The organism is Marilutibacter maris (assembly GCF_003233695.1).
Lineage (GTDB): Bacteria > Pseudomonadota > Gammaproteobacteria > Xanthomonadales > Xanthomonadaceae > Marilutibacter > Marilutibacter maris.
In genome coordinates this window covers 1-24,491 of record NZ_CP029843.1, presented here as the reverse complement: position 1 = coordinate 24,491, position 24,491 = coordinate 1, and the positions used below count along the sequence as shown (strand labels likewise).

The 24,491-nt window shown below is 67.3% G+C and carries 20 protein-coding genes; 3 read left to right on the top strand and 17 right to left on the bottom strand.

Annotation, left to right across the window (positions count from 1 at the left end):
• Nucleotides 1–24: 24 nt before the first annotated feature.
• The 5 genes from C9I47_RS18195 to C9I47_RS00080 all read right to left on the bottom strand — a co-directional run bounded on the left by C9I47_RS18195 (nt 25) and on the right by C9I47_RS00080 (nt 7,269).
• Nucleotides 25–366: an STY0301 family protein gene (locus C9I47_RS18195; protein WP_407067531.1), complete on the bottom strand. Its 342-nt coding sequence runs from the start codon at nt 364–366 to the stop codon at nt 25–27.
• A gap of 484 nt (nt 367–850) precedes the next feature.
• Nucleotides 851–1,069, bottom strand: coding sequence for a hypothetical protein (locus C9I47_RS00095; RefSeq protein ID WP_111264917.1), 219 nt, complete (start codon nt 1,067–1,069; stop codon nt 851–853).
• Nucleotides 1,070–1,072: 3 nt separating this feature from the next.
• Complete coding sequence (locus C9I47_RS00090) at nt 1,073–5,338, bottom strand: RHS repeat-associated core domain-containing protein (RefSeq protein WP_111264916.1); 4,266 nt, start codon at nt 5,336–5,338, stop codon at nt 1,073–1,075.
• Nucleotides 5,339–5,377: 39 nt separating this feature from the next.
• On the bottom strand, nt 5,378–5,920 hold the full coding sequence (locus C9I47_RS00085) for a hypothetical protein (RefSeq protein WP_145985366.1): 543 nt from the start codon (nt 5,918–5,920) through the stop codon (nt 5,378–5,380).
• A 233-nt stretch (nt 5,921–6,153) separates the two neighbouring features.
• Nucleotides 6,154–7,269 carry a PA0069 family radical SAM protein gene (locus tag C9I47_RS00080; protein WP_111264914.1) on the bottom strand — a complete coding sequence of 372 codons (1,116 nt, stop codon included), beginning with the start codon at nt 7,267–7,269 and terminating at the stop codon, nt 6,154–6,156.
• Between the two features lie 91 nt (nt 7,270–7,360).
• Here C9I47_RS00080 and cls point away from each other — a divergent pair, with 91 nt between their 5' ends.
• The 3 genes from cls (at nt 7,361) to C9I47_RS00065 (ending at nt 10,639) form a co-directional block, all read left to right on the top strand.
• Nucleotides 7,361–8,788 (top strand): cardiolipin synthase, encoded by a 1,428-nt coding sequence (cls, locus tag C9I47_RS00075; protein ID WP_111264913.1) that lies wholly within the window; start codon nt 7,361–7,363, stop codon nt 8,786–8,788.
• Between the two features lie 730 nt (nt 8,789–9,518).
• Entirely contained in the window at nt 9,519–9,791 is a 273-nt protein-coding gene (locus C9I47_RS00070; protein ID WP_111267867.1) for a hypothetical protein, read from the top strand.
• Between the two features lie 68 nt (nt 9,792–9,859).
• The gene (locus C9I47_RS00065) at nt 9,860–10,639 is read left to right on the top strand and encodes a pyridoxine 5'-phosphate synthase (RefSeq protein WP_111264912.1); all 780 of its coding nucleotides are present in this window, start codon (nt 9,860–9,862) and stop codon (nt 10,637–10,639) included.
• A gap of 63 nt (nt 10,640–10,702) precedes the next feature.
• On the opposite strand, the gene C9I47_RS00060 is transcribed toward C9I47_RS00065, so the two are convergent.
• The 12 genes from C9I47_RS00060 to dnaA all read right to left on the bottom strand — a co-directional run bounded on the left by C9I47_RS00060 (nt 10,703) and on the right by dnaA (nt 24,491).
• Nucleotides 10,703–11,125 carry an ExbD/TolR family protein gene (locus C9I47_RS00060; protein ID WP_111264911.1) on the bottom strand — a complete coding sequence of 141 codons (423 nt, stop codon included), beginning with the start codon at nt 11,123–11,125 and terminating at the stop codon, nt 10,703–10,705.
• A gap of 535 nt (nt 11,126–11,660) precedes the next feature.
• Nucleotides 11,661–12,071, bottom strand: a complete 411-nt coding sequence (locus C9I47_RS00055) for an ExbD/TolR family protein (RefSeq protein WP_111264910.1) — start codon at nt 12,069–12,071, stop codon at nt 11,661–11,663.
• Between the two features lie 12 nt (nt 12,072–12,083).
• The gene (locus C9I47_RS00050) at nt 12,084–12,503 is read right to left on the bottom strand and encodes an ExbD/TolR family protein (protein ID WP_111264909.1); all 420 of its coding nucleotides are present in this window, start codon (nt 12,501–12,503) and stop codon (nt 12,084–12,086) included.
• Between the two features lie 39 nt (nt 12,504–12,542).
• A complete protein-coding gene (locus C9I47_RS00045) occupies nt 12,543–13,295 on the bottom strand; it encodes a MotA/TolQ/ExbB proton channel family protein (protein WP_111264908.1) in 753 nt (250 codons plus the stop codon).
• A 123-nt stretch (nt 13,296–13,418) separates the two neighbouring features.
• Nucleotides 13,419–14,093, bottom strand: coding sequence for an energy transducer TonB (locus C9I47_RS00040; RefSeq protein WP_111264907.1), 675 nt, complete (start codon nt 14,091–14,093; stop codon nt 13,419–13,421).
• Nucleotides 14,094–14,256: 163 nt separating this feature from the next.
• A complete protein-coding gene (locus tag C9I47_RS00035) occupies nt 14,257–15,471 on the bottom strand; it encodes a tetratricopeptide repeat protein (protein ID WP_111264906.1) in 1,215 nt (404 codons plus the stop codon).
• Nucleotides 15,472–15,648: 177 nt separating this feature from the next.
• Nucleotides 15,649–16,506: a M48 family metallopeptidase gene (locus C9I47_RS00030; protein ID WP_111264905.1), complete on the bottom strand. Its 858-nt coding sequence runs from the start codon at nt 16,504–16,506 to the stop codon at nt 15,649–15,651.
• A 130-nt stretch (nt 16,507–16,636) separates the two neighbouring features.
• On the bottom strand, nt 16,637–17,455 hold the full coding sequence (locus C9I47_RS00025; protein WP_111267866.1) for a CPBP family intramembrane glutamic endopeptidase: 819 nt from the start codon (nt 17,453–17,455) through the stop codon (nt 16,637–16,639).
• A gap of 154 nt (nt 17,456–17,609) precedes the next feature.
• Nucleotides 17,610–20,090, bottom strand: coding sequence for a DNA topoisomerase (ATP-hydrolyzing) subunit B (gene gyrB, locus C9I47_RS00020; protein WP_111264904.1), 2,481 nt, complete (start codon nt 20,088–20,090; stop codon nt 17,610–17,612).
• Between the two features lie 222 nt (nt 20,091–20,312).
• On the bottom strand, nt 20,313–21,410 hold the full coding sequence (recF, locus tag C9I47_RS00015; RefSeq protein ID WP_111267865.1) for a DNA replication/repair protein RecF: 1,098 nt from the start codon (nt 21,408–21,410) through the stop codon (nt 20,313–20,315).
• 312 nt (nt 21,411–21,722) lie between these two features.
• Nucleotides 21,723–22,823 carry a DNA polymerase III subunit beta gene (dnaN, locus tag C9I47_RS00010; protein WP_111264903.1) on the bottom strand — a complete coding sequence of 367 codons (1,101 nt, stop codon included), beginning with the start codon at nt 22,821–22,823 and terminating at the stop codon, nt 21,723–21,725.
• 336 nt (nt 22,824–23,159) lie between these two features.
• Nucleotides 23,160–24,491, bottom strand: coding sequence for a chromosomal replication initiator protein DnaA (gene dnaA, locus C9I47_RS00005; protein WP_111264902.1), 1,332 nt, complete (start codon nt 24,489–24,491; stop codon nt 23,160–23,162).

The following is a 24,491-nucleotide window of genomic DNA, read 5'->3' as shown; positions in this document are numbered from 1 at the left end:
TGCATGCCACAAAGGCCGACAAGCCTAACTATTGCATTCGCCTTTGGCGGCGATCCTGCGCCCCGGATCCGCCCTAGTAAACACACAAGACTCGACCTTACCCACGCTCCGGAAGAGTATGACAGCAGAGTTTCTATATCGACACTCCACCCAAACATCATCTTCACCCAAACTCCATACAAAAGAGCCATTCTCTTCAATTGGCCTCAACGCCCTGCGCCTTGAAGGATGACCAATAAACACCTCCATATAGTCGAGTTTTCTGTCTCCCCCAGCGACCCGAACATTCCAGCCCTCTATGTTCGACACACCTTGGTTATCTCGAATTGCCGATGGGCAAGCGATCATCAGTGCCGACACCAGCATTGATTCAACTAAAGGCATCTCACCACCCTCCTGTCCAAGATCCACGTGAACGCTGCGAGTAGTGCCGCAATCCTAGTGCGGACGCACGCGCTCGCCGCGGCCGTTGTAGCCGTAGTGCATCGTCACCGCACCACCCTGCTTGACCGCGCTCAACCGATTGGCGGCACTGCAAGTAAATCCTCATGCCCGGTCAATAAATGAACCTGACCCTTTTCCCGGACCCTTTTCCCGCTCGATCAGATTCGACTGGTATGGCTCAGTGGGGGCAGGTCACATTGTCACCGCGCCGCCCTGTATGACCGCGCTCAGGCGGTTGGCTGCGCTGTGAATTAATTCAATGATCTGCAGATCATGGCCAAAAAATAGAATTGAAAGAAACGGTTCATGGTCTCTACATAGGCGACATGAAAAGCCTAGATGCGTGCCGTCTATAGGTGACCACTCTGGTTCCCACCCACCTAGACTACTCAATCTACTTCAAATGCTACTTTAGCTGTAGATCAACCCTGACCTTACCAGCCCTTGCTTGTTCAAGCGCATACAGCCAGTCATCTTGGATCGCTGGATCTGCGGTGGAGCCATCAGGCAACAACGACATGCTACTGAGCAACGTCGCCAAATCATCCGACTCTGTTAAACGATAATAATTCTCCAAGAACGCAAACATCGCTGCGTACGCTTCCTTTTCTGATAGATTTTTCATTTATCATGGCTCAACTATGTTCGGAAAACTCTTTGGCACTTGATTCACTCCACCATTCTGAATAACTCCGTTCCTGGTCGAAACCCAAACTTGGGTGCCATCTGACCTTATAAAGGAAGACCACACGCTTCCAAATCGGTCAATGCCAATTCGATTCGCGGGATTGCTTGCCACACCAGAGAGCAATCTACGATTCGCCGGGGTGTCAGGTAGATGTCCAACTTTGTTTCTGAATATGTGCTTAATTTGCCCCGCAGCCCTTGGGAAGGTAACTGCCAATCTTGCTCCAAACATTCTCCCGAACCATCCAGCTGCTGCCGCTTCAAGCGATACTGGACATGCAGTAATGGCGGCATACGACCAGACTTTAATATACTTTTCAGTCAACCTATCAACATCATTACAGAACTGGCATGGCATCGGGCTTTCCACTGGAATGCCTGCCTGGACTGCAGCTTGGTACTGGGGTGATGTTCCGTACGAGACGATTCTGTTCGCTTGCGCAGCATTGATTGGCCCGACGCGAGGCATATGTACTTGGTGTTGCAGTCCAAGCGGATCGATATAGCTTGTTGGCTCTCCTCCGACATAGGAGTAAGTACTTAACCCCCCCAGCAACCCAATCGGATCCGGCTGCGAATACCGCCCCACTCCCGCCTCATAGTCCCGGAAGTAGTTGTAGTTGAGTCCGCTCGCGGCATCGTAACGCTGACCCGGAAAGCGCATATCCAGCGCGAAGGCGGTGCTGTCGCCGTCGGGGTCGGGGTTGGGGGCGCTGTTGCCGAAGGCTTCGCTGGCGATGTCCCAGGTCCAGACCGCGACGTCGCGCTGGGGTTCGATCACCGCGCGCGGGGTGCCGAGGTGGTCGGGTTCGATGTAGTGCAGGCGGTTGCTGGCAGTCGTTGCCCCGTTGAGCAGGCCCACCGGCAGGTCGTCGAGCCAGATCGCCTGCTGCTTCGGTGCGCCGCTGGCGTCGTAGTCGCCGACCCAGTGGCCGGCTTCGTCGTAGACGCTGTAGGTGACGTCGCTGCCCAGGTGGCGATGCACGCGCTCGCCGCGGCCGTTGTAGCCGTAGTGCATCGTCACCGCGCCGCCCTGCTTGACCGCGCTCAGGCGGTTGGCGGCGCTGTAGACGTATTCCTTCGTGCCGCCGATGGCGGTGGTATTGCCGACCGCGTCGTAGCCGCGGGCCACGCCGGCGACCGCGCCGAGTCGATGGCTGTCGGTCGGATAGCTGTAGGCCTGGGTGCCGCCGGCATTGGTGAAGCTGGTGCGGTTGCCGGTGGCGTCGTAGCCGTAGCTTTCGATCGCGGTGCCGGTCGGGCCGTCGCGGAACGCGGTCAGCCGGCTCAGCGCGTCGTAGTCCAGGCGCACCCGCGGCGGTTCGGCACGATCGGCGCCGTGCAGGCTGGTCAGGTTGCCGACCGCGTCGAAGCGGAAGCCCAGGTCGAGACCACCTCCGCTGGTGGGTGATGCGGTGTCGGTGCTCAGGATCGACTGCGGGCGGTAGTCCAGGTCCAGCGTGCGCGACAGCGTGCGGCCGTTGCCGAAGGTCCAGGCCCCGACCGGGCCGAACGGGTACCAGCTGGCGTTGCTCAACAGCACTTCGCGGCTGCCGCCGGGCGCGGTGACGCCGATTTCGCTGGTGCGGCCCTGGCCGTCGCGGACATAGTCGACCTCGGTGCCGTCCGGATAGGTCATCAGCCTCAGCTGGCCGGCCTGGGTGTAGGCGTAGCGCAGGGTGAAGGACTGGCCATTGGTGACCTGGACCTTGCGCACCAACTGGCCGAAGCGGTCGTAGCAGTAGTCGGTGTGGCCTGAGCCGTCGCTGATCCGGCTCAGGCGGCCGATCGCGAAGGTCTCGCCGGCGGCGCAGCCGGGCTGGACGCTGTCGTAGGCATAGGCCACGTCCAGGCTGCTGTCGCTGTAGCTCACCGAGGTCAGGCGGTTGAGCGCGTCGTAGCCGTAGCCGGTGGTCTCGCCGCGGGCGTCGGTCTGGCTGCTGCGGTTGCCGGCGGCGTCGTACTGGTAGGTGGTGACGCCGGTGTCCGGGCTGTCGAGCTGGGTCAGATCGCCGAGGCCGTTGTAGCTGTAGACCGTGTCCAGGCCCTTGGGGTCGGTGACCTTGGTGAGGTTGTCGAGCGCGTCGTACTCGAACGCGGTCGAAGCCTCGATGCCGCCCACGTCCTGCAGGGTACCGATCAGGCGGTTGAGCGGGTCGTAGTCGTTCTGCGTCACCCGGCTGAGCGCGTCGGTGACCGTCTCCAGATTGCCGTTGGCGTCGTAAGTGAAGTCGGTCGGGTTGGCGCCGGCATCGGCCTGGGTCGCCAGCTGGCCGAGCTGGTTGTAGACCCGCGACAGGCTGCGCTTGAGGGCGTCGCCGCTGTCGCGGCTCTCCTCGGCCAGGCGATTGCCGGCCAGGTCCAGGGTGTACTGGAGGCTGTTGCCGGCGCTGTCGCGCACCGCCACCAGGCGTTGCGCGTCGTCGTAGTCGTACTCGATCCAGGCGCCGTCGGGCGGGGTGATGCGGCTGACCTGGCCGCTGGGCAGGTAGTCGATGAGGGTGGTGCGGTCGTCGGCCTCGGTCTCGCCCCAGACCTGCACGCCCGCCAGCCAGCCGCGAGGCGTGTAGCCGTAGGCGGTGACCACGCCATTGGCATCCTGGGTGGCCCGCACGCGTCCGGCCGGGTCGTAGGCCAGGATCTCCTGCACCTGGCCCAGGCCGTTGGTGACCTTCCACAGGTCGCCCTTGCGGAAGTCGCAGGCGCCGGTGGGCGTGGCGCAGCCGCTGTCGTCGGCGGGGTGGTAGCTGAAGCTGCGGGTGTCGGCGACATCGGTGCGCGGGCCGTCGACCGTCTTGAGCAGGCCCAGCTGCGGGCAGGTGCTGCCCGGCGCCGCGACATCGGCGGCCTCGCAGTAGCCGTAGGTCGTGGTCCGCACCTGGCTGGACACCAGATCGGTGGTGCTCACCGACAGCGGCTGTCCGCGCGCGTTGCGGACCACGTCCACCCGGCGGTCGCCCTGCTCGACCGACACCAAACGGTTGCTGTCGGTCGCGGTGCGCACCACGACGGTGCGCTCGGACGCCAGGCCCGCGGCCTCGCGGATGGTGTGCACGCTTACCGGCAGGCCATCGTCGACCGCCTCGGTATAGGTATGCAGGGTCTCGACATCGGCGCGGTCGACGCTGCGCACCAGCCGGCGACGGAAATCGACGGCGGCCGCGGCGTACTCGCGGGTCACGGTGCCGGCGGCGTCGGTGACCGCGCCGACCTTGGGCAGCCCGGCCGTCTGCGGGGTCAGGTCGTAGGTGGTCTGCGCGCCCAGCGCGTCGGTCACCACGGTCTGCGCCGCACCGTAGGCGAGGGTGACGCCGTCGGCGCCGCCGTCGTGGTAGCTCGCCACCACCCGCCTGTCGTCGTCGTACTCGAACCAGCTGTAGCGGATGCCGCGCTCGTCGGTGACGCCGGTCAGGAAGTAGGGGTAGCGCTCGTCCTCGTAGTGGTAGTCGCGGTACTGGCCGCTGCCCAGGCCGACGTAGCTGATCTGACCTTCGATGTCGCTCAGATAGCCGTAGGACACCAGCTGGACGCCGTCGAGCTGGATCGCGTCCATCGGCGCGTGGCGGGTAGTGCCGTCGTAGAGGAAGTCGAGTCGGCGGCCGGTGGAATGGGTGATGTGCTCCAGCCGGTCCGCCGCATCGTAGGCGTAGTCGAGGAAGGTGCCGTCCTCGCGGGTGGTGCGCGCGATCCGGCCCTGGGCGTCGAAGGCGACCGTGCGATCCGCCGCCGACAGCGTCCAGCCACCGCCGGTCTCCGTCTTGATCCGGTCGCCCGACGCATCGGCGGCCACATAGACCGCGCCAACGCGACGGAACGGACGTTGCAGGCCACCGCCTTCACTCAGCAGGGCATGGTCGCCGCTCACCGACAGCCGCAGCTCGTGCGAATGGCTCCAGCCGGGCCCGAAGTTCGACTGCCGCGCGACCTGCGAGGAGCGGAAGGTGCGCACGAAGCTGACCCAGCCCAGGTCGAAATCCAGCTCCGGCTGCGACTTGGCGCCGGTCTGGACGTCGCAGGGGTTGCCCCGGGAGCACTCGTCCGGCTGCACCGGGCCGGTGAGGTAGGCGACCACGTCCGGGCGCACGCAGGCCTGGTGGTCGTCGTCCCACTCGGTGTAGGGAATTGGGCATTGCAGGCGCCGCGAACGCGTCGCATAGCCTGCGCTGACAAAGGGTCCGCAGCTGCCATCGGACGCCCGGAATTGCATGTTGACGTCGTAGTAGCGCTGTTCCTCGCGCCCCTCGACCTAGGGAGAAATCGCGGCCCATTCGGTGCTCGGCTCGATCGACATCTCGCCGCAGGACGGCTCGTGATTGGGGCTGTAGAAGGCCTCCATTCCCACCAGCATCGCCGCCTCGGTGACATAGTCGCTGCCGAGGGCCCAATAGCCCCATTCCGGATCGAGCGGCTGTTCGGCGCCGAGGGTGAACACGATCGTGGTGTTGACCCCGTCCACCGGCAGCAGCTTCTGGCTCTTCACATAGGCGTAGGCACCCTCGGCGTCGCTGGGTCCGGGAACGTCCCACAGCGCGGACTCGGCCTCCTCCTGGGTCTCGAACGTGCCCACCACCGTGCGCGGCTGTTCGGCATGTTCGACTTCCAGCGTCCACGGCGGCGTCGTGGTCTGCGCCAGGGCCGGCGTCGCGGCGAGCAGCAGGCAGGCCAGCCCCACCCTCGCCAACCTCACCCTCGCCAACGACCTGGCCGGCGGGGCCTTGCCGCTGGACCGCGCATTGTCCGATGCGCCGACACGGCGCGCCACGCGGCGCGCGAGACCTGAAAGATGCATGCGTTTTCCCTTTCCTTTTCAGTCCGTTGCGGACCGAATATCCATGGGTGACTCGTTTCCGAGCGCGCCGGACGCGTTCCTGTCGGCGCTTGATCGATGCTTGCACGGCCCGGATTTCAGATACAAGCGCGATTGTTTACCTGAAGTGGCGAATTCGCCCCGTTGCGTGTTGTCTTGCATTCGCGCCCCTTAACGATCTCCGCAACCGGCGCGAGTCCCGGCGTCCACGCGCGCTACGCAAACAGGTCCCCCTGCGGCGAGGCTCGCCGCGGTGCGACGAAGCGGCTGCAATCCAATGGCGGCAGGCGGCCGTAGCCCAGGCGCTTCTGGGCCTTGCGGAAGCGCTGCGCGATCAGCTCGGCGAACGGGCCGCTGCCGCGCATGCGGGTGCCGAACGCGCTGTCGTAGTCCTTGCCGCCGCGCATCTGCCGGATCAGGCTCATCACGTGGTCGGCGCGGTCGGGATAGTGCAGCTGCAGCCACTCGCGCCAGACCTGCTTGAGCTCGTGCGGCAGGCGCAGCAGCACATGGCCGGCCGAACGCGCACCGGCGGCGTGGGCGGCTTCGAGAATGGCCTCCAGCTCGCGGTCGTTGATCATCGGGATCACCGGCGCGACCAGCACGCCGACCGGCACGCCCGCCTCCGCCAATGCCCGGATCGCCTTCAGGCGGGTGTGCGGCGCCGCCGCGCGCGGCTCCATCCGCGCCGACAGGCGGTTGTCGAGGGTGGTCACCGACACGTAGACGGTGACCAGGCGCTCGCTCGCCATCGCCGCCAGCAGGTCGAGGTCGCGCAGGATCGCCGCGCCCTTGGTGACGAAGCTGACCGGATGCCGGCACTCGGCCAGCAGCTCCAGGCACTGGCGGGTGATCCGGTAGTCGCGTTCGATCGGCTGGTAGGCATCGGTATTGATGCCCAGCGCGATCGGCGCGCAGCGGTAGGACGGTTTCGACAGCTCGTGGCGCAGGCGCTCGGCGGCATTGGTCTTGGCGAACAGCCGGGTCTCGAAATCCAGCCCCGGCGACAGGTCCAGGTAGGCATGCGAGGGCCGTGCGAAGCAGTAGACGCAGCCGTGCTCGCAGCCGCGGTAGGGATTGACCGACTGGCTGAAGCCGATGTCCGGCGAGTCGTTGCGGCTGATCACGCTGCGCGCGCGCTCCTCGCGCACCTGGGTCGCCGGATGACGCAGGCCCTCGTCCTGGTCGGCGAGCGCGCCGGCCAGCGAGTCCCAGCCGTCGTCGGCGGCCTCGGTGCGGGTGGTCGCGAAGCGGCCCTCGATCCGCGAGGCGGCGCCGCGGCCTTTCACCTGCCGTGCAGACGGCGCAACGATTTTCCGGGCATCATCCATCGTCAGACAGCCTACGCCGCCGGCGTCGCATCCGCCGCGACGCCGGTCGGCGACCGGGCATGACGCCTCCCCTGCCCTCGCCACGCCCACCGTGCTGACCGATCTCTGGCAATCGCTGACCTCGATCCCGCACCTGGGCTACTACCTGGGCGTGGGCTGGCTGTTGTACCTGGTCTGGCTGGGCGGCTGGATCGTGCTGCAGAAGCGCGAGCCGGCGGCCACGCTGAGCTGGCTGATCTCGCTGGCCGCCCTGCCCTACGTGGGTTTCTTCGTCTACTACTTCTTCGGCCCGCAGCGGATCCACCGCCAACGGCTGCGCCGGCACCGCAGCCGTTCCGCGCTGCCGGCGCCACCGCGCGGCCTGCTGCCGGACCCGGACGCGATCGAGCTGGCACGGCTGGGCCAGGCGCTGACCGACCTGCCGCCAACCACCGCCACCCGGGTCGATCTGCTGATCGACGGCGCCGCCAAGTACACCGCGCTGCTGGAGGCGGTGGCGGCGGCGCGCGAGCACATCCATCTGGAGTACTACATCTTCCAGCCCGACCGCACCGGCACCGCGCTGCGCGACGCGCTGATCGAACGCGCCCGCGCCGGGGTCCGGGTGCGGCTGTTGCTGGACGCGGTCGGCTCCGGCCAGACCCGGCGCCGTTTCCTGCAGCCGCTGCTCGATGCCGGCGGCGAGGTCGCCTGGTTCCATCCGCTGCGGATGCGTTATTTCTGGAAGCGTCCGTGGCTGAACCTGCGCACCCACCGCAAGATCGTGGTGATCGACAGCCGGGTCGCGTTCACCGGTGGCATCAACATCACCGACGAGGAGGACGAGCGCCTGCGCGACGACGCCTACCGCGACCTGCACCTGCGCCTGGAGGGCAATGCGGTGCTGGAGCTGCAACTGGTGTTCGTCGAGGACTGGGCCTATGCGACCGGGGCGCCGCCGCTGCGTCTACCGGTGCCGGCACGGGTACCCGGCGCGATCGCCGCGCAGGTGGTGATGTCGGGTCCGGACTCGAACTGGGAGGCCATCCACCGCATGCACGTCAGCGCGATCCACTCCGCGCAGCGGCGGGTGTGGCTGGTGACCCCGTACTTCGTCCCCGGCGAGGCCGCGCGCATGGCGCTGACCTCGGCGGCGCTGGGCGGCCTGGACGTGCGCGTGCTGGTGCCACGGCTGAGCGACAGCCGGCTGGTGACCTACGCGGCGCGCTCCTACTTCGACGAACTGCTGGCCGCCGGCGTGCGCATCTACGAATACGGCCCGCGCATGCTGCACAGCAAGGCCCTGCTCTGCGACGACGATCTGGTCCTGGTCGGCAGCGCCAATTTCGACAATCGCAGCTTCCGGCTCAACTTCGAGGTCTGCGTGCTGTTCCGCGATACCGGCCTGGCCGGGGAACTGGCCGCGCTGATCGAGCACGAGTGCGAAAGCTGCACCCCGGTGTGCGACCGCCGCCAGCGGCCGCTGTGGACCGCGCGCCTGCCCGAGGCGCTGGCACGGCTGGTATCGCCGCTGCTCTGATCGCATTGCCGTGATCGCGGCCGCGGGACGCAGCGATTTCCGGGGCCACCCCGAGGATCGCGGCTCACGCCGCTCCTACGAAGAGCGTTTGTCTACCTCGTGAACCCATCCCCCTGAGTCAGGGGGCGATTCGCATCGCAGATGCGAATGGGGGTGTGGCAGCGCTACGGCAGGGGCCATGGTTTGCGCAGCAAACTTTGGGAGATATCCGGGCGTAGCCGGATATCGTTCCCCCCTGAGTCAGGGGGCGATTCGCATCGCAGATGCGAATGGGGGTGTGGAAGCGCAGCGGCGGGGCCCGAGGTTTGCGAAGCAAACCTTGGGAGATACCCGGGCGCAGCCGGATATCGTTCCCCCTGAGTCAGGGGGCGACTCGTGCCGCAGGTGCGAATGGGGGTGTGGAAGCGCTACGGTGAGGCCCGAGATTTGCGAAGCAAACTTTGGGGATTCCCCGGCGCAGCCGGGGATCGCGGCATACGCCGCTCCTACGGGAGGCGCTCCTACAGGATAGGGACGGAGCTGAAGGTGGAAGTATCAAGCCATCGCCGTCCGCAACCGCCTGCTCCCACGACCCGTAGGAGCGGCGCGAGCCGCGACGGGGCTTCCCCATGATCGCCGGATACGGCCCGCCGGACTCCGACCAGCGGCCCCTGAGCGGGCATGACCGGAGGCGCATCGCCGGCGGTCGTGGGTACACTGCGGGGGCCGTCCCGCTGGAACCGTTCCGATGATGCCCTGGCTCTCCCTGTTGCTCGCCCTGGCCGCGCTGGCGGCCGCGTTCAAGGCGTCGACGCCCGGCGTGCTCGCGCTGTGGCTGCTGTTGTCGCTGCTGCTGTTGCTGGGCTGGGTGTTCGGCCTGCTCGCGCAGCGCGTGGGCAGTCGCAGCCGCGACGAGTCCTACATCCTCGACCCGGCCGAGTTGCAGCGCATGCGCGAACAGGCCGAGGCGCGCCGGCTGGCCGCGCAGAACAGCGCCACCGTCGGCCAGGAACCGCCGCACTGAGCCACGATCGCCCCGCCCCGGCGGGCGACACCCGACCATTGCCGTCGCGGCCGCGCTAAGCTGTCGCGATGACCGTACTCAGCGTCAACGTCAACAAGGTCGCGGTGCTGCGCAACTCGCGCGGTGGCGGCGAGCCGGACGTGGTGCAGGCCGCGCGGGCCTGCCTGGATGCCGGCGCCCATGGCATCACCGTGCATCCACGCCCGGACGCGCGCCATATCCGCGCCGACGATGTGTACGCGCTGGCCGAGCTGACCCGCGAATACGGGGTCGAATTCAACCTCGAGGGCAATCCGTTCGCGCCGCCACGACCGGGCTACCCGGGCTTTGTGACCCTGTGCGATCAGGTACGTCCGGCGCAGGCGACCCTGGTGCCCGACGGCGACGCCCAGCTGACTTCCGACCACGGCTTCGACTTCGTCCGCGATGGCGAGGCACTGCGCCCGCTGGTCGCCGAGCTGAAGGCATTCGGCTGCCGGGTCAGCCTGTTCGCCGACGCCCATACCGTGCCGGAGCAGTCGCGGATCGAGTGCGCGGCCGAGTGCGGCGCCGACCGGGTCGAGCTCTACACCGGCCCCTATGCCGAGGCGTTCGGCCGGGCCGACGAAGCGGCGGTACTGTCGCGTTTCGCCGGGGCGGCGGCACGCGCCGGCGCGGCCGGGTTGGGCGTCAACGCCGGCCACGACCTCAGCCAGGCCAACCTGGGACGCTTCCTCGGCGGTGTCGCCGGCGTGCAGGAGGTGTCGATCGGTCACGCGTTGATCGGCGAGGCGCTCTACGCCGGTCTGGCCGCGACCGTGCGCGGCTATCTGGCCATCATCGCCGCCGCCGAACGCGGCGACGGCTGAGCACGGGTTCCGCGTCGCGATCGCCGTTGCGGTCCCGGGGCCGGGCCCCGGGACCGGCCGCGCTCATTGCGCGTGGGCGATCTCGCCAATGCCGCTGGCGCGGGCCAGCTTCAGCGCGTCGGCGAAGGCCTGGTAGTCGGCGTCGTCGCTGGCACCGACCATCAGCACCTGCGGCTCGCCGCTGGCGGCACGGGCGGCCAGGCTCTGGGCCAGCATCGCCGAATCCATGACCACGCCATCGAGGCTGAAACGGTCGTTGCCGCGGGCGAGCAGTTCGATCTTCTCGATCTTCTGCGGGTTCGGCTCCAGCTTCGACGGCTGCGGAAGGCGGGCGTCCAGCGATCGCGTCGCCACCGGCGCGATCACCATGAAGATGATCAACAGGACCAGCATCACGTCGATCAGCGGGGTGATGTTGATCTCGGCCAGCGCGGCGGAACCGCGGGCATTGTCGAACGGACTGCGGGACTGCACGGAAACTGCCATGGCGCCCTCCTGTCATGGGCCCGATGCCCGCCTTCGACGTTACCCGCACCGCCGCCGGCTGGCAATCGCGAAAGTTTCTGCTACCCGTAGGAGCGGCGTGAGCCGCGACCTGGCGTTCATAGGAAAGCGCCATCGCGGCTTACGCCGCTCCTACGAAAATCGTTTGTCTGCCTCATGACCCCAGGCCCCTGAGTCAGGGGGCGATTCGCGCCGCAGGCGCGAATGGGGGTGTGGCAGCGCAACGGTGGGGCCCGAGGTTTGCGAAGCAAACTTTGGGGATTCCCGGGCGCGGCCCGGGGATCGGGGCTTCGTAGGAGCTGCGTGAGCTGCGACCCGGACCTTTCCGGCAAGGCCCCATCGCGGCTTACGCCGCTCCTGCGAAGAGCATGGGAGTTTCGCGCGCATGGCGATCGCCGGCGGCGCCGCTGCTGCTGCGGAGTTGCGGCTTCGCGGCGGGCAAAAAAAACGCCGCCCATCGGGGCGGCGTTCAATTGAATCATCACGACGGTAAACGTCGATCGGTTCCGGCGGTCGATCAGTTCTCGACGAAGCCGATCTTTTCCATCTTTGCGTTCTTGGCCGCGGTCAGGACCTTGGCCAGGGTGCCGTAGGCGGCGTCGCCGTTGGCGTCGATCTCCAGGGTCGGCTGATTGGTCGGGTCGCGCTGGACCTCCGACGTCATCCGGGCCTGCAACTCGGCCAGCGGTGCCGGCGAGTCGTTCCAGTAGACCGTGCCGCTGGCGTCGATCCGCAGACTGATCGGCGGCGGCGGATCGCTCTTGACCTCGGGCGGGTTGACGCTGCGTTGCGGCAGCGAGATATCGACCGGATAGCTGGCAATCGGTGCGGTCACCATGAAGATGATCAGCAACACCAGCATCACGTCGACGAGCGGCGTGACGTTGATGTCGGCCATCGCGCCGCTGCCACCAGTAGTGAAAGCCATAGCTGCGCTCCCTTAGTTGCCGCGATCGGCGATGGTGACGAAGCCGACCTTGCGCATGCCCTGGGACTGCGCGGTCTTCACGACTTCGTTGACGATCCGGTACTTGGTGGTCTTGTCGCCACGCACGTTCACCTGCGGCTGAGGCGTTTTCTGCGCCTCGACCGAGAAGCGGCTTTCGAGCATGTCCTTGGTGACCGGCTCGTCGTTCCAGAACAACGAGCCGTCCTCCAGCACCGCCACCGTGATCGGCGGTGTCGGCAGGGGTTCCTGCTTCTCGTCCAGGTTGGCCTCGGGCAGCTCCACCTTCACTTTGTGCGTCATCAGGGGCGCAGTGATCATGAAGATGATGAGCAGCACCAGCATCACGTCCACCAGAGGCGTGACGTTGATGTCGGCCATTGCGCCGCCGCTACCGCCAGAACTGAAAGCCATGTTCGAACTCCAAAATCGCGTGTGTGACGACGGCTGGTATTAGCGCTTGCCGCCGATGTCGCCGACGCGCGAACCGGTGGCGAAGAAGTCGTGCAGGTCGTGCGCGAAGGTGTCGAACTTGTTGTTCGTCACGCGGTTCAGGCGGGTGAAGAAGTTGTACGCCAGCACCGCCGGGATCGCGACGAACAGACCGATCGCGGTCATGATCAGCGCCTCGCCGACCGGACCGGCCACGGCGTCGATCGACGCGTTGCCGCTCATGCCGATGCGGATCAGGGCGTGGTAGATGCCCCACACGGTGCCGAGCAGACCGACGAACGGCGCGGTCGCACCGACCGAGGCCAGCAGGGTCAGACCCGACTCCAGGCCCGAGCTCTCGCGGGTGACGGCCTGACGCAGGGCGCGGTCGACGAACTCGGAGCGGTTCAGCGACTCGACCAGACGCGAGCCTTCATGGCGCTGGTGGTGCGAGGCGGCCTGGGCGGCGTCGAGGGCGATCTTCGAGAACGGCTCGCTGCGCGGCTGCTCTTCCATGTAGCGGATCGCGTCCTGCGCGTTCGGGGTTTCCCAGAAGGTGCTGATGACGCGGTCGGAACTCGCGCGAAGACGCATGTTCTTCACGAAGTTGTAGATCATCCAGTAGATCGACATGGCCGACATGGTCACCAGGGTGATGAACACGATCCAGGCGACCGTATCGAAGTTCTGGATCATGTGGCCAAAGCTCATCTGCTGGAGAGCTTCGGCGTTGGAGCCTCCGGCAGTGGCAGCGGTGGTGGTTTCCTGCAGCATGACGCTTACCTTTGAATGTCGTGGAAGGAAAAAGCAGTTACGAAAGAGCGGAGCGTTTCTTTAGGAAAGTTGAAACGTATTGCCCGGTGTGGTGTTGCCTTGTTGCCCGTCCTGCCGGCCCGATCAGCGCGGCGGGACGAAATCGACCGGGACGCGCACCTTGCTGGCCACGGCCACGCCGTTGCGCATTTCCGGATTGAACCGCCACTTGCGTGCAGCTTCCATTGCGGCGCGGTCCAGATTGCGGTTGCGGCTGGACTTCTCCACCGACACGTCGAGCACGTTGCCCTGGGCGTCGATGCTGATGACCAGCACCACGGTACCGCCGACACCCTGACGGGCCTCGGTAGGCGGATAACGCGGCGGGTTGAGCCGGCGCGAGGACGGATCAACGCTGGAACCGATGGTGGTGGCCGGCGGCGGCGGCGACGGCGGAGCCGGCGGCGGGGCCTGGACGTCGACCGGGCTCGGATCTTCGAACACGACCGGCGGCTCTTCCGGCGGCGGCGGCAGCTGGGTCGGCTGCGGCGGCGCGATCTTCGGCGGCGGCTTGAGCTCCTTCGGGGGCTCCGGCGGCGGCGGCGGCGGCGGGGGCGGCGGCGGCGGCGGCTTGATCAGATTGACGAGGGTGACCTCTTCCTTCTGCTCTTTGGGCGGCGGCGGAGCCATCGGGGCCAGCAGCAGCAGCAGGGCCGCGGCGTGCACCGTGATCGCCATGGTGATACCGGCAATGCGGGCCCAATTGAGGCCTTCGTCGCGATCGTCGTTATGAACGTGGTTTTCGAGGTCTTGCGTCATGCGCCGTCAGCTCGGGGAGGTGTTTCCGCAACGTCTGACGCCGCGGGCGTTGGTGATGGCCCGGACGCCGCGTTAGCCGCGCCCGAACCTCCTAGCTTATACCAAATGGGTCTCGTCGTTCCAAGTGGAGGCCCATCCTTTTGTCGTATTGATCGATCGCCGATCAACCGCCAGGCAGGGAGGTGATCTGCTTGGCTTCCTCGGGGCGCTTGACCCCCTTTGCCAGCGCCTGACGCGCCGCCTCCTTGGCCTCGGCGATGCGGTCCTCCTGCCACAGCACCTTGGCCAGATTCAGATAGGTCTCGCCGTCGTCGTCCAGCGGCGCGGCCTTGCGGTAGGCCTCGATCGCCGGTCCGATCTGCTCGGAGAAGTAGTAGGACTGGGCGAGAGCCAGATTGTTCTGGAAGTCGTTCTGGAGGATGCCCTTGTCCAGGCCCTCCTTGATCACGTTGGCCGCGTCGCGCTCCTTGCCGTCCATGTTGAGGTAGGTCGCGTACAGCTGGCGGTACTCGCGGTCCTCGCTCAGCTGGCCGGCCGCGCGCAGCTTCTCCAGCACCTCGGCGGCCTTGGCGAAGTTGTCGGCCTGCTGGTAGGTCGCGGCGAGGTTGAGCTGGGCGCGCTTGTCGCCCGGGTTGCGGGCGGCGATCGCCTCGGCCAGGGCGGCCGCCTCGGCGGTCTGTCCGGTCTCGAAGTAGGTCGCCATCAGCAGCTGCTGCCAATCGTTGCGCGGCTCGTCGGCGGCGTCGAGCGCCTGCTTGAGCACGGTCGCGGCCTCCGGGTAGCGCTCCATGCGGTACAGCGCATTACCCTTGATCACCAGGTGATCGGGTTTGGTGCTCTTGGTCTCGGCGAAGAAGCGGTCGATCGTGGCCAGGGCCTGGTCGTACTGCTCTTCCTGCATCTGCAACTGGCCCAGCATCAGCATCGCGCCGTAGTGGCCGTTGTTGTCCAGACCGTTGAATTCCAGGGTCTTGCCGAGATAGTCCATCGCCTTCGCGGTGTCGTCGCTGTCGTAGGCGCTCTGCGCGGCGATCTGGGCGGCGAACGACTTGTCGTAGGCGTTGGCCTTCTCGTTGGCCATGATCTCCTCGGCGATCGCGATCGCCTCGGCGCCCTCGTCGTCGTCGTAGCGGTCCATCATCTTCTGCAGCTTCGACGACATCCGCGAGGAGGCCTTGGTCCTGGGCTCTTCGCGGGTCGCATCCGGATAGTCGACACTGGACTCGGCCTGGCCACCGCGCTGGGCCTGACGTTCGCGGCGCTCCTCGGCGCGCTGCTGGGCGCTCTGCGCGTTGACCTGCGAGACGCCACCGAACACGAGCACCGCGCCAATGGCGGCGGCGAGCAGGTTGAGGTGGCGGGGCGTGGTTGCATTCATCGAGTCACCTTTCTGGATACTGCGACCGTCCTGGGTCGGAAGCGGGGTCGTAATCCGGCAGATCGGAGTCTGCGGGCCGGTCACGCTACCAGAAACGCGTGATCGCGGCATACTGGGTTGACGTTGTTACATTTTTGTTGCCCGAGCGCGGCTCGCCGACGGTGCAGGGGGACGGTGTCAGCCGCAACGCGGCTGGCGACCACCGGCCCGGGCCTGTTGCCAGACCGGCGCCAGGCTGTCGGCACGGCGGTCCAGCTCCTGGATCCGCGAGGCCGGGTTGGGGTGGGTCGACAGCCATTCCGGCGGCTGTCCGCTGCTGGCGGCGAGCATGTTCTTCCACAGGTCGACCGCCTGGTGCGGGTCGTAGCCGGCGCGCGCCATCAGACGCTGCCCGACCACGTCGGCCTCGGTTTCCTGGGTGCGGTTGTTCGGCAGCAGCAGGCCGGCCTGGACCGCCGCGCCGCCGAGCTGGCCGGTGGTATTGGCGGCGTTCTGGCCGTAGCGCGAGCCGACCAGGGCACCGAGCAGGCCGAGCCCGGTCCGGGCGCCGATCTGGCGGGTGATGCGCTCGTCGTGATGGTTGGAGATCACGTGACCGACCTCGTGGGCGACCACCGCGGCGAGCTGGTCCTGGTTCCTGGCGACCTTGAAGATGCCGGTGTTCACGCCGACCTTGCCGCCAGGCAGGGCAAAGGCATTGGGCTCGTCGTCGACAAACAGCGCCACCTCCCAGCCGCTCTGTTGCTGTGCCGGCAGTTCGCGGGTGATCGAGTCGACCACGCAGCGCACGTAGCGGGTCTGTGCCGCATTGGTACTGATCTTCTTGCTCTTTTTGGCCTGATCGAAGGCCTGGATGCCCAGTTGCTGGAGCTGGGCGTCGGACATGCCGCCGACCACCTGGGTGCGGCCGGTGGGCGAGGTGGTGGTGGCGCAGGCCGAGAGCAGGGCGGCCAGCGCGAGGCCGGCGGCGAGCGGGCGCCAGCCCGCGGCGACAGGCGCGCGGGCCCGGTCGGGCGACGGGTTTGTGCTGTGCATGTGGCGGCCCCTTGCGTGAACAGGCTCGTTGTAGCCCAACCCGGATTAACGTTCCGTAATCGGGTACGGCCGAGGGGCCTTTACGGTTTCACCCGGTCGCACGAACGGTCGGGGCCGACGGACCGGCGGCTCAGCCGCCGGCGGACAGCAGCAGCGCGCAGGCAAGGGCATTGTTGAGCGCATGCGCGCCGATCGCCGCCCACAGGGTGCCGGTACGGCGGTAGACCCAGGCGAACGCCACCCCCATCAGTCCGTAGACCAGCCACAGCTGCAGCATCGCCGGCCACGGGTTGTCGCTCAGTCCCGGCAGTTCGTGGACCAGGGCAAAGGCCGCGCCGCTGAGCAGCATGCCCAGGATCGGATACCCAGCGCGCCACAGGCGACCAAACAACACGCGGCGGAACAGCAACTCCTCATAGGCCGGCGCCAGCACGATCGCGAAGCCCAGCATGAACAGCGGACTGTCAGCGAAGGCGGCTTCGACCATCGCCACATTGCTCGGCACCGGGGTCGACCCCAGGCGCTCGCCGATCCAGTTGATCAGCATGCCCAGACCGGATACCGCCAGCCCGGTCACCAGCATCCAGGCCCAGCTCGAGGTGCGCGCCAGCGCCGCGCGGGATGCCGCGCGCTCGCCGACGTCGGCACGGCGGCGCAGGAAGTAGACCAGCAACACCGCCGGCAGCATCGACAGCAGGGTGATCCAGACCAGGACCACGCCTTGCGGCTGCGGCGGTTGTTGCCGCAGCTGCGCGGCGACCGCGGCGGGGTCGCCGCCGCTCGCGCCCAGCGCGCTCCACAGCATCCACAGCGAGACCAGGGCGGTGCTCAGCAGCAGCGACACCGCCGCCACCGCCAGCAGGTCGACCACGAAACCGAACAGGGCACGACCCGGGCCGGTCGGTGCGGCGGCGGCCGGCGGCGAGGCGGGCAGGTCGAGGCGGCTCATCGCGGCGTGGGCGAGGGCGGGTGCCACAGGCACGTGGGCTGCCCGATGGCAGGCCACGAAGCCCGGGCTCCCTGTGCGAAGGGCGCGGGGTACTTGGCGAGGCCAGGAAGGCCGAGCGTAGTGCCACTGGAGCCGCGCGGCCGCATGCCCGGACTCAGACGTCGAGGTTGGCGACCTTCAGCGCGTTGTCCTCGATGAACTCGCGGCGCGGCTCCACCACATCCCCCATCAGCGTGCTGAAGATCTGGTCGGCGGCGACCGCGTCCTCGATGCGCACGCGCAGCAGGCGACGGGTCTCCGGATTGACCGTGGTTTCCCACAGCTGCTCGGGATTCATCTCGCCCAGGCCCTTGAAGCGCTGGATCTGGCGGCCCTTCTTGGCTTCGTCCATCAACCAGGTCTGGGCCTGGGCGAAGCTCTCGACCGGCTGCGCGCGGTTGCCGCGGACGATCTGGGCACCGTCGCGGATCAGGCCGTGCAACTGGTCGGCGGCCTCGCGCAGGGCGCGCAGCTCGCCGCCCTCGAACGCGGCCAGCGGCAGCAGCTGGGTTACGGTCTGGCCCATGTGGGTGCGCTCGATCCGCAGCGCGGCCGGCTGCAGGTCGTTGGCCGGCTGGAACGCCAGCGCGTAGCGCGGCTGGCCCAGACCGGTGCGGTTGAGGCGCGCGGCGAGGGCGTCGAGTTCGTGCTGCTCGTCGGTGTTGTCCTGCAACCGCGCCGGGTCGAGCGGGGTGAAGTCGATCAGCGCCTCGAGCACGCGCGGGTCGAAGCGGTGCTGGTTGCGGGCGATCACCTCGCGCGCGGACGCGTAGTCCAGCAGCAGCTTCTCCAGCGCCGCGCCGGTGATCGGCGGCTCGCCGTCGGCCGGCACCAGGCTGGCGTTCTCGACCGCGTGGCTGGCCAGGTACTCGTCCAGCGCCGCGTCGTCCTTCAGGTACAGCTCGGTCTTGCCCTGCTTGATCTTGTACAGCGGCGGCAGCCCGATGTAGACGTGGCCGCGCTCGATCAGCTCCGGCATCTGCCGGTAGAAGAAGGTCAGCAGCAGGGTGCGGATGTGGCTGCCGTCGACGTCGGCGTCGGTCATCAGGATGATGCGGTGGTAGCGCAGCTTGTCCGGGTTGTACTCGTCCTTGCCGATGCCGGTACCCAGGGCGGTGATCAGGGTGCCGACCTCGGCCGAGGACAGCATGCGGTCGAAGCGCGCGCGTTCGACGTTGAGGATCTTGCCCTTCAGCGGCAGGATCGCCTGGGTCCGGCGGTTGCGGCCCTGCTTGGCCGAGCCGCCCGCGGAGTCGCCCTCGACGATGAACAGCTCGCTCAGCGCCGGGTCCTTCTCCTGGCAGTCGGCGAGCTTGCCGGGCAGGCCGGCGATGTCGAGCGCGCCCTTGCGGCGGGTCAGGTCGCGGGCCTTGCGCGCGGCCTCGCGCGCGCGCGCGGCGTCGACCACCTTTTCGCAGATGGCACGGGCCTCGTGGGGGTTTTCCTCGAGGAACTCCTGCAAACGTGCACCGAACGTGCTCTCAACGACCGGCTTCACGTCGGAGCTGACCAGTTTTTCCTTGGTCTGGCTGGAGAAACTGGGGTCGGGCACCTTCACCGACAGCACCGCGATCATGCCTTCGCGCATGTCGTCGCCGGACAGGCTGATCTTGGCCTGCTTGGCGATGCCATTGGCTTCGATGTAGTTGGACAGGGTGCGGGTGAGGGCGGCACGGAAGCCGGCCAGGTGGGTGCCGCCGTCCTTCTGCGGGATGTTGTTGGTGAAGCAGAACATCGTTTCCTGGTAGGCGTCGGTCCACTGGATCGCGACGTCCACGGTGATGTCATTGGCTTCACCGGACACCGCGATCACGTTCGGGTGCAGCGGGGTCTTGAGCTGGGCCAGGTGCTCGACGAAGGAGCGGATGCCGCCCTCGTACTGGAACACGTCGCGCTTGCCCTCGCCACGCTCGTCGACCAGGGTGATCTTCACCCCCGAGTTCAGGAACGACAGCTCGCGCAGGCGCTTGGCCAGGATGTCGTAGTGGAATTCGGTGTCGGTGAAGATCTCCGCCGCCGGCTTGAAGCGCAGCTTGGTGCCGCGCTTTTCGGTGGCCTCGAGGATCTGCAGCGGTGCCAGCGGTTCGCCCAGCGCGTACTCCTGGTGGTGGTGGTGGCCGTCGCGCCACACATCCAGCCACAGGTGCGAGGACAGCGCGTTGACCACCGACACGCCGACGCCGTGCAGGCCGCCGGACACCTTGTAACTGTTGTCGTCGAACTTGCCGCCGGCGTGCAGCACGGTGAGGATCACCTCGGCCGCGGACACCCCTTCTTCCTTGTGCACGTCCACCGGCATGCCGCGGCCGTTGTCCAGCACCGAGACCGAGCCGTCCTCGTGGATGGTGACCACGATGTCGTCGGCGTGACCGGCCAGGGCCTCGTCGACCGAGTTGTCGACCACCTCGAACACCATGTGGTGCAGGCCGGTGCCGTCGTGAACGTCGCCGATGTACATGCCCGGACGCTTGCGCACCGCTTCCAGACCACGCAGCACGGTGATCTTGCTGGAGTCGTAGGTCTGGGGCACGGCGGGGTCCTGGACGGACTCGCTCTGGGTATCGGGGGAGTTGGGGTCGTGCTCGGATGAGGTCATTGGGGCAACAGGCTCCGGCAACGCGGCCGCATAAGCGCGACGCGTCCATACACATTGGCTAAAAGCGACAGTCGAGTATAGCAGCCGGGCAGGGGGCTCCGGCGGCCCGGGCAGCAAGGGCCTGCCCGCGTTCACCCGGGCCCCGGCGGCCGCGCTCGACGCCCCCGCGCGCGGCTGCGGACGCGGACCTGTCGCAACCGCGACCGGAACCGCGGATTGGCGTTACTGACGCGCCAACGCACCATGTTCCACGTGGAACCTCGCGACCTCGACCGCCACCGTGGCCAACCCCGGGGGCGGCTCGGTACCGGTGATGAAGACCTGGGCATCGCTGGCGACCAGGTGTTCCAGCACCCGGCCCTGGTGGACGCGATCGAGTTCGGAACCGAGGTCGTCCAGCGCGATCACCGGCCAGCCGCCGCGGATCGCCGCATGGTGCGAGGCCTGGGCCAGCACCGCCGACAGCGCGGTCAGTTTGGCCTGGCCGCGCGAAAGCGCTTCACGTCCGGGCAGGCCGGGGAAATGGATGCGCCAGTCGGCGCGATGCGGACCGACCGAGGTGTGCCCGCTCTGGATATCGCGATCGCGGGCCAGCAGCAGGGCGTCCTCCAGCGACACCGCCTCGCGGCGCCAACCCGGCAGGTATTCCAGTTCGACCGACCCCAGCGCCGGGGCCAAGCCGGCCAGCAAGGGCGCCAGCCGTGCCTGCAGGTCCTCCAGGTACAGCTGGCGACGGCGGCTGATCGGCTCGCCGGCCTCGGCCAGCTCGCGCTCCCAGGCATCCAGCCCGTCGCCGAGCCTCCGACTCTTGAGCAGGGCGTTGCGTTGCTTCAGTGCCCGCGCGTAGCGTCGCCACAGCGGCAGGAACTCATGTTCCACGTGGAACAACCCCCAATCGAGGTAGCGACGGCGGGTCTCGGCGCTGCCTGTGACCAGGGCATGGCTGCCGGGCTCGAAGCTCACCACCGCCAGCGCCGCGCACAGGTCGCCGAGCTGGGCGACATTGGCGCCGTCGAGGCGCCCGGTCCAGTCCTGACCGCTATGGCGCAGGCCGGCCTTGCGGACCCGGTTGCCGGCGGCGTCGCCGCCATGCTCGCGCCACTCGACGAAGACCTCCAGCGCCTCGGCGCCCGCCTGCAGCAGTCCATCGCGAACCCGGCCGCGGAAGCTGCGGCCATACGCCATCAGGTGCATGGCCTCCAGCAGCGAGGTCTTGCCGGCGCCGTTGTCGCCGGTGATCAGGTTGATGCCGGGGGCGGGCGCCAGGCTGACCTCGTCGAAACGGCGAAAGCGGCGGAGGTCGAGGCGGGTGATCTGCATCGGCAAAGCTTAAAGGGGCCGGGCACGGCTGGGGAGGGCTGGATCGGGCGGGGCAGGCGGGGCGGGCGCAGCACGGCAGCAGGTGCGTGCCGGGGTGCGGAAGCGCGACGGCGGCGTTCCCCAAATAGCCTCGCAGGCGCGGCGGCGGCCAACCAGGTTCGGAGGCAGATTCTCGTAGGAGCGGCGTAAGCCGCGATTGGACCCGAATCGCAATATCTCCATTGCGAGCCGCTACGCCCCACAAAGAAAACGCCCGGCACGGGGCCGGGCGTCGATGTTCCACGTGGAACCAGAAGGCTCCTTCGGCGGCAACTACAGCCGCAGCGGCATCACCACGTGGCGGCTGCGCTCGTTGCCGGCCTCGCGCACCAGCGCCGAGGAGTTGGCATCGCGCAGGGCCAGGATCACCTGTTCGTCGCGCAGTGCGGTCAACGCGTCCAGCAGGTAGTTGACGTTGAAGCCCACAGCCAGGTCGTCGACCTTGGTGTCGGCCTCCACCTCTTCCTGCGCCTCTTCCTGCTCCGGGTTGTGCGCGCTGATCTTCAGCTGGCCCGGCGAGACCTCGATGCGGACACCGCGGTACTTCTCGTTCGACAGGATCGCCGCACGCTGCAGCGAGGCACGCAGCACCTCGCGATCGATCAGCACTTCGCGGTCGGCGCCGATCGGAATCACCGCCTCGTAGTCGGGGAAGCGGCCGTCGATCAGCTTGCTGGTGAAGGTGACATCGTCGCGCTTGATCCGGATGTGGCCGCGGCCCATCTCGATCTCGACTTCGCGGTCGCCGCCCTCGAGCAGGCGCTGCAGCTCGGTCACGCCCTTGCGCGGCACGATGATCTGGCGCTTGGTGCCGTTGCCGCCGTCCAGCTCGGCTTCGCACAGGGCCAGGCGGTGGCCGTCGGTGGCGACGCAGCGCAGGCTGCCTTCGCGCAGGTCGAACAGCAGGCCGTTGAGGTAGTAGCGCACGTCCTGCTGGGCCATCGCGAAGGCGGTGCGCTCGATCAGCTCCTTCAGGGACGCTTCCGGCACCCGAACCCGCTCGGTGGCTTCGACCTCGTCGATCGCCGGGAAGTCGTTCGCCGGCAGGCTGGCCAGGGTGAAGCGCGAACGCCCGGCCTGCACGGTGATCTTCTCGGCGCTCTGGCTGACGGTGACGCTGCTGCCATCGGGCAGGGCGCGCACGATGTCGAACAGCTTGCGTGCCGGAATCGTGGTTTCGCCATCGGCGGCATCGTCGACCGCGATCCTGGACACCATCTCGACTTCCAGATCGGTACCGGTCAGCGACAGCTGCCCGTCCTTGACCTGTACGAGCAGGTTGGCCAGCACCGGCAGGGTCTGGCGCCGTTCGACCACGTTGACGACTTGCGCCAACGGCTTGAGAAACACTTCACGTTGCAGGCTGAAACGCATGCTCAACCGCTCCCCTATGCCCAAGACAAAAGATTGGATAAATCAAAAACGTGGTGGTGGTGGTGTCGCCGAAAACGCGGGAAAACTGCCACAACCGTTTGTTTTGAAACGAAAATTTCTTCGGATGAACCTTTGTGAAACCGATCTGACAAGCGGGTACAAGCTGTGGACAAGTTTCGAGCCTTGCGGCGGCGGTGCAGTTGTCCACAGCTTGTACGCATGCCGTCCAGAATATTCCCTTTCCTGTTCACATCCACCGGATTTCACGTCTTTCGAGCGATTCCGCCACCGTTGTCAGCCTGCCCGGAGACGCCGGCAGGCGCGATGGCGCGTCGATCATTCGCTCAACTTGCGGATCAGCTTGTCCCAGTCCTCGCGCATCTTGCCGTCCGTCTCCATCAGGGTGCGGATCTGCCGGCAGGCATGCAGCACCGTGGTGTGGTCGCGGCCGGCGAAGGCGTCGCCGATCTCCGGCAGGCTGTGCTCGGTCAGCTCCTTGGTCAACGCCATCGCCATCTGGCGCGGACGGGCCAGCGAGCGGGTCCGCCGTTTCGACAACAAATCCTTGATTTGCAGGCCGTAGTAGTCTGCCACGGTCTTCTGGATGTTGGGGATGCCGATGGCCTGCTGCTGCGCCCGCAGCAGGTCGCGCAGGGTCTCCTGGGCGAACTCCACGGTGATCGCCCGGCCGGTGAAGTTGGCGCGCGCGGTCAGCGTGTTGAGCGCGCCCTCCAGGTCGCGCACGTTGCTGCGCATCTTCTTGGCCAGCAGGAAGGCGACGTCCTCGGGGATCTGCGCGCCGCGCTCACGCGCCTTGCTGAGCACGATCTGGGCGCGGGTCTCGAAGTCCGGCGGCTCGATCGCCACGCTCAGGCCCCAGGCCAGGCGCGACTTCAGACGCGGCTCCAGGCCGTCGACCTCGCGCGGGTAGCGGTCGCAGGTCAGGATGATCTGCTGCTTGCCGTCGAACAGCGCATTGAAGGTGTGGAAGAACTCTTCCTGGGTGCGGTCCTTGCCGGCGAAGAACTGGATGTCGTCGATCAGCAAGGCGTCGACCTGCTGGAACTGGCGCTTGAACGCGTCCATGGTCTTGTCCTGCAGCGACTTCATCATCGCGCTGAAGAACTGCTCGCTGCGCAGGTACATCACCCGGGTGCCGGGGTTGTTGGCGCGCATCGCGTTGCCGGCGGCGAACATCAGGTGGGTCTTGCCCAGGCCGGTGCCGCCGTACAGCAGCAGCGGGTTGTGGGCGCGGTCGCCGGGCTTGAGCGCGGCCTGCCAGGCGGCGGCGCGGCCGAGCTGGTTGCTGCGGCCCTCGACGAAGTTGTCGAAGGTGTAGTGACTGTCGAGGTGGCCGTTGAACGGCGCCGCCGGAGGCGAGGTCGGGGCCACGGTCGTGATCACCCGCGTTTCCGGGGCCGGGGCCGGCGCGCGCGGCAGCGAGCCGACCTCCAGGCTGACCTCGGGACTGCCGGCGAAATGGCCGAGCAGTTCGCGGATGCGGGCGAGGTAGCGTTCGCGTACCTGCTCGACGACGAAGGCGTTGGGTGCGTACAGCACGGTCACCTGGTCGCGGCGGGTGGCCTGCAGCGGTTTGAGCCAGGTGTGGACGTCCTCGGCCGGGAGTTCGGCTTCGAGGCGTTCGAGGCAGCGGGGCCAGGCGTCCAT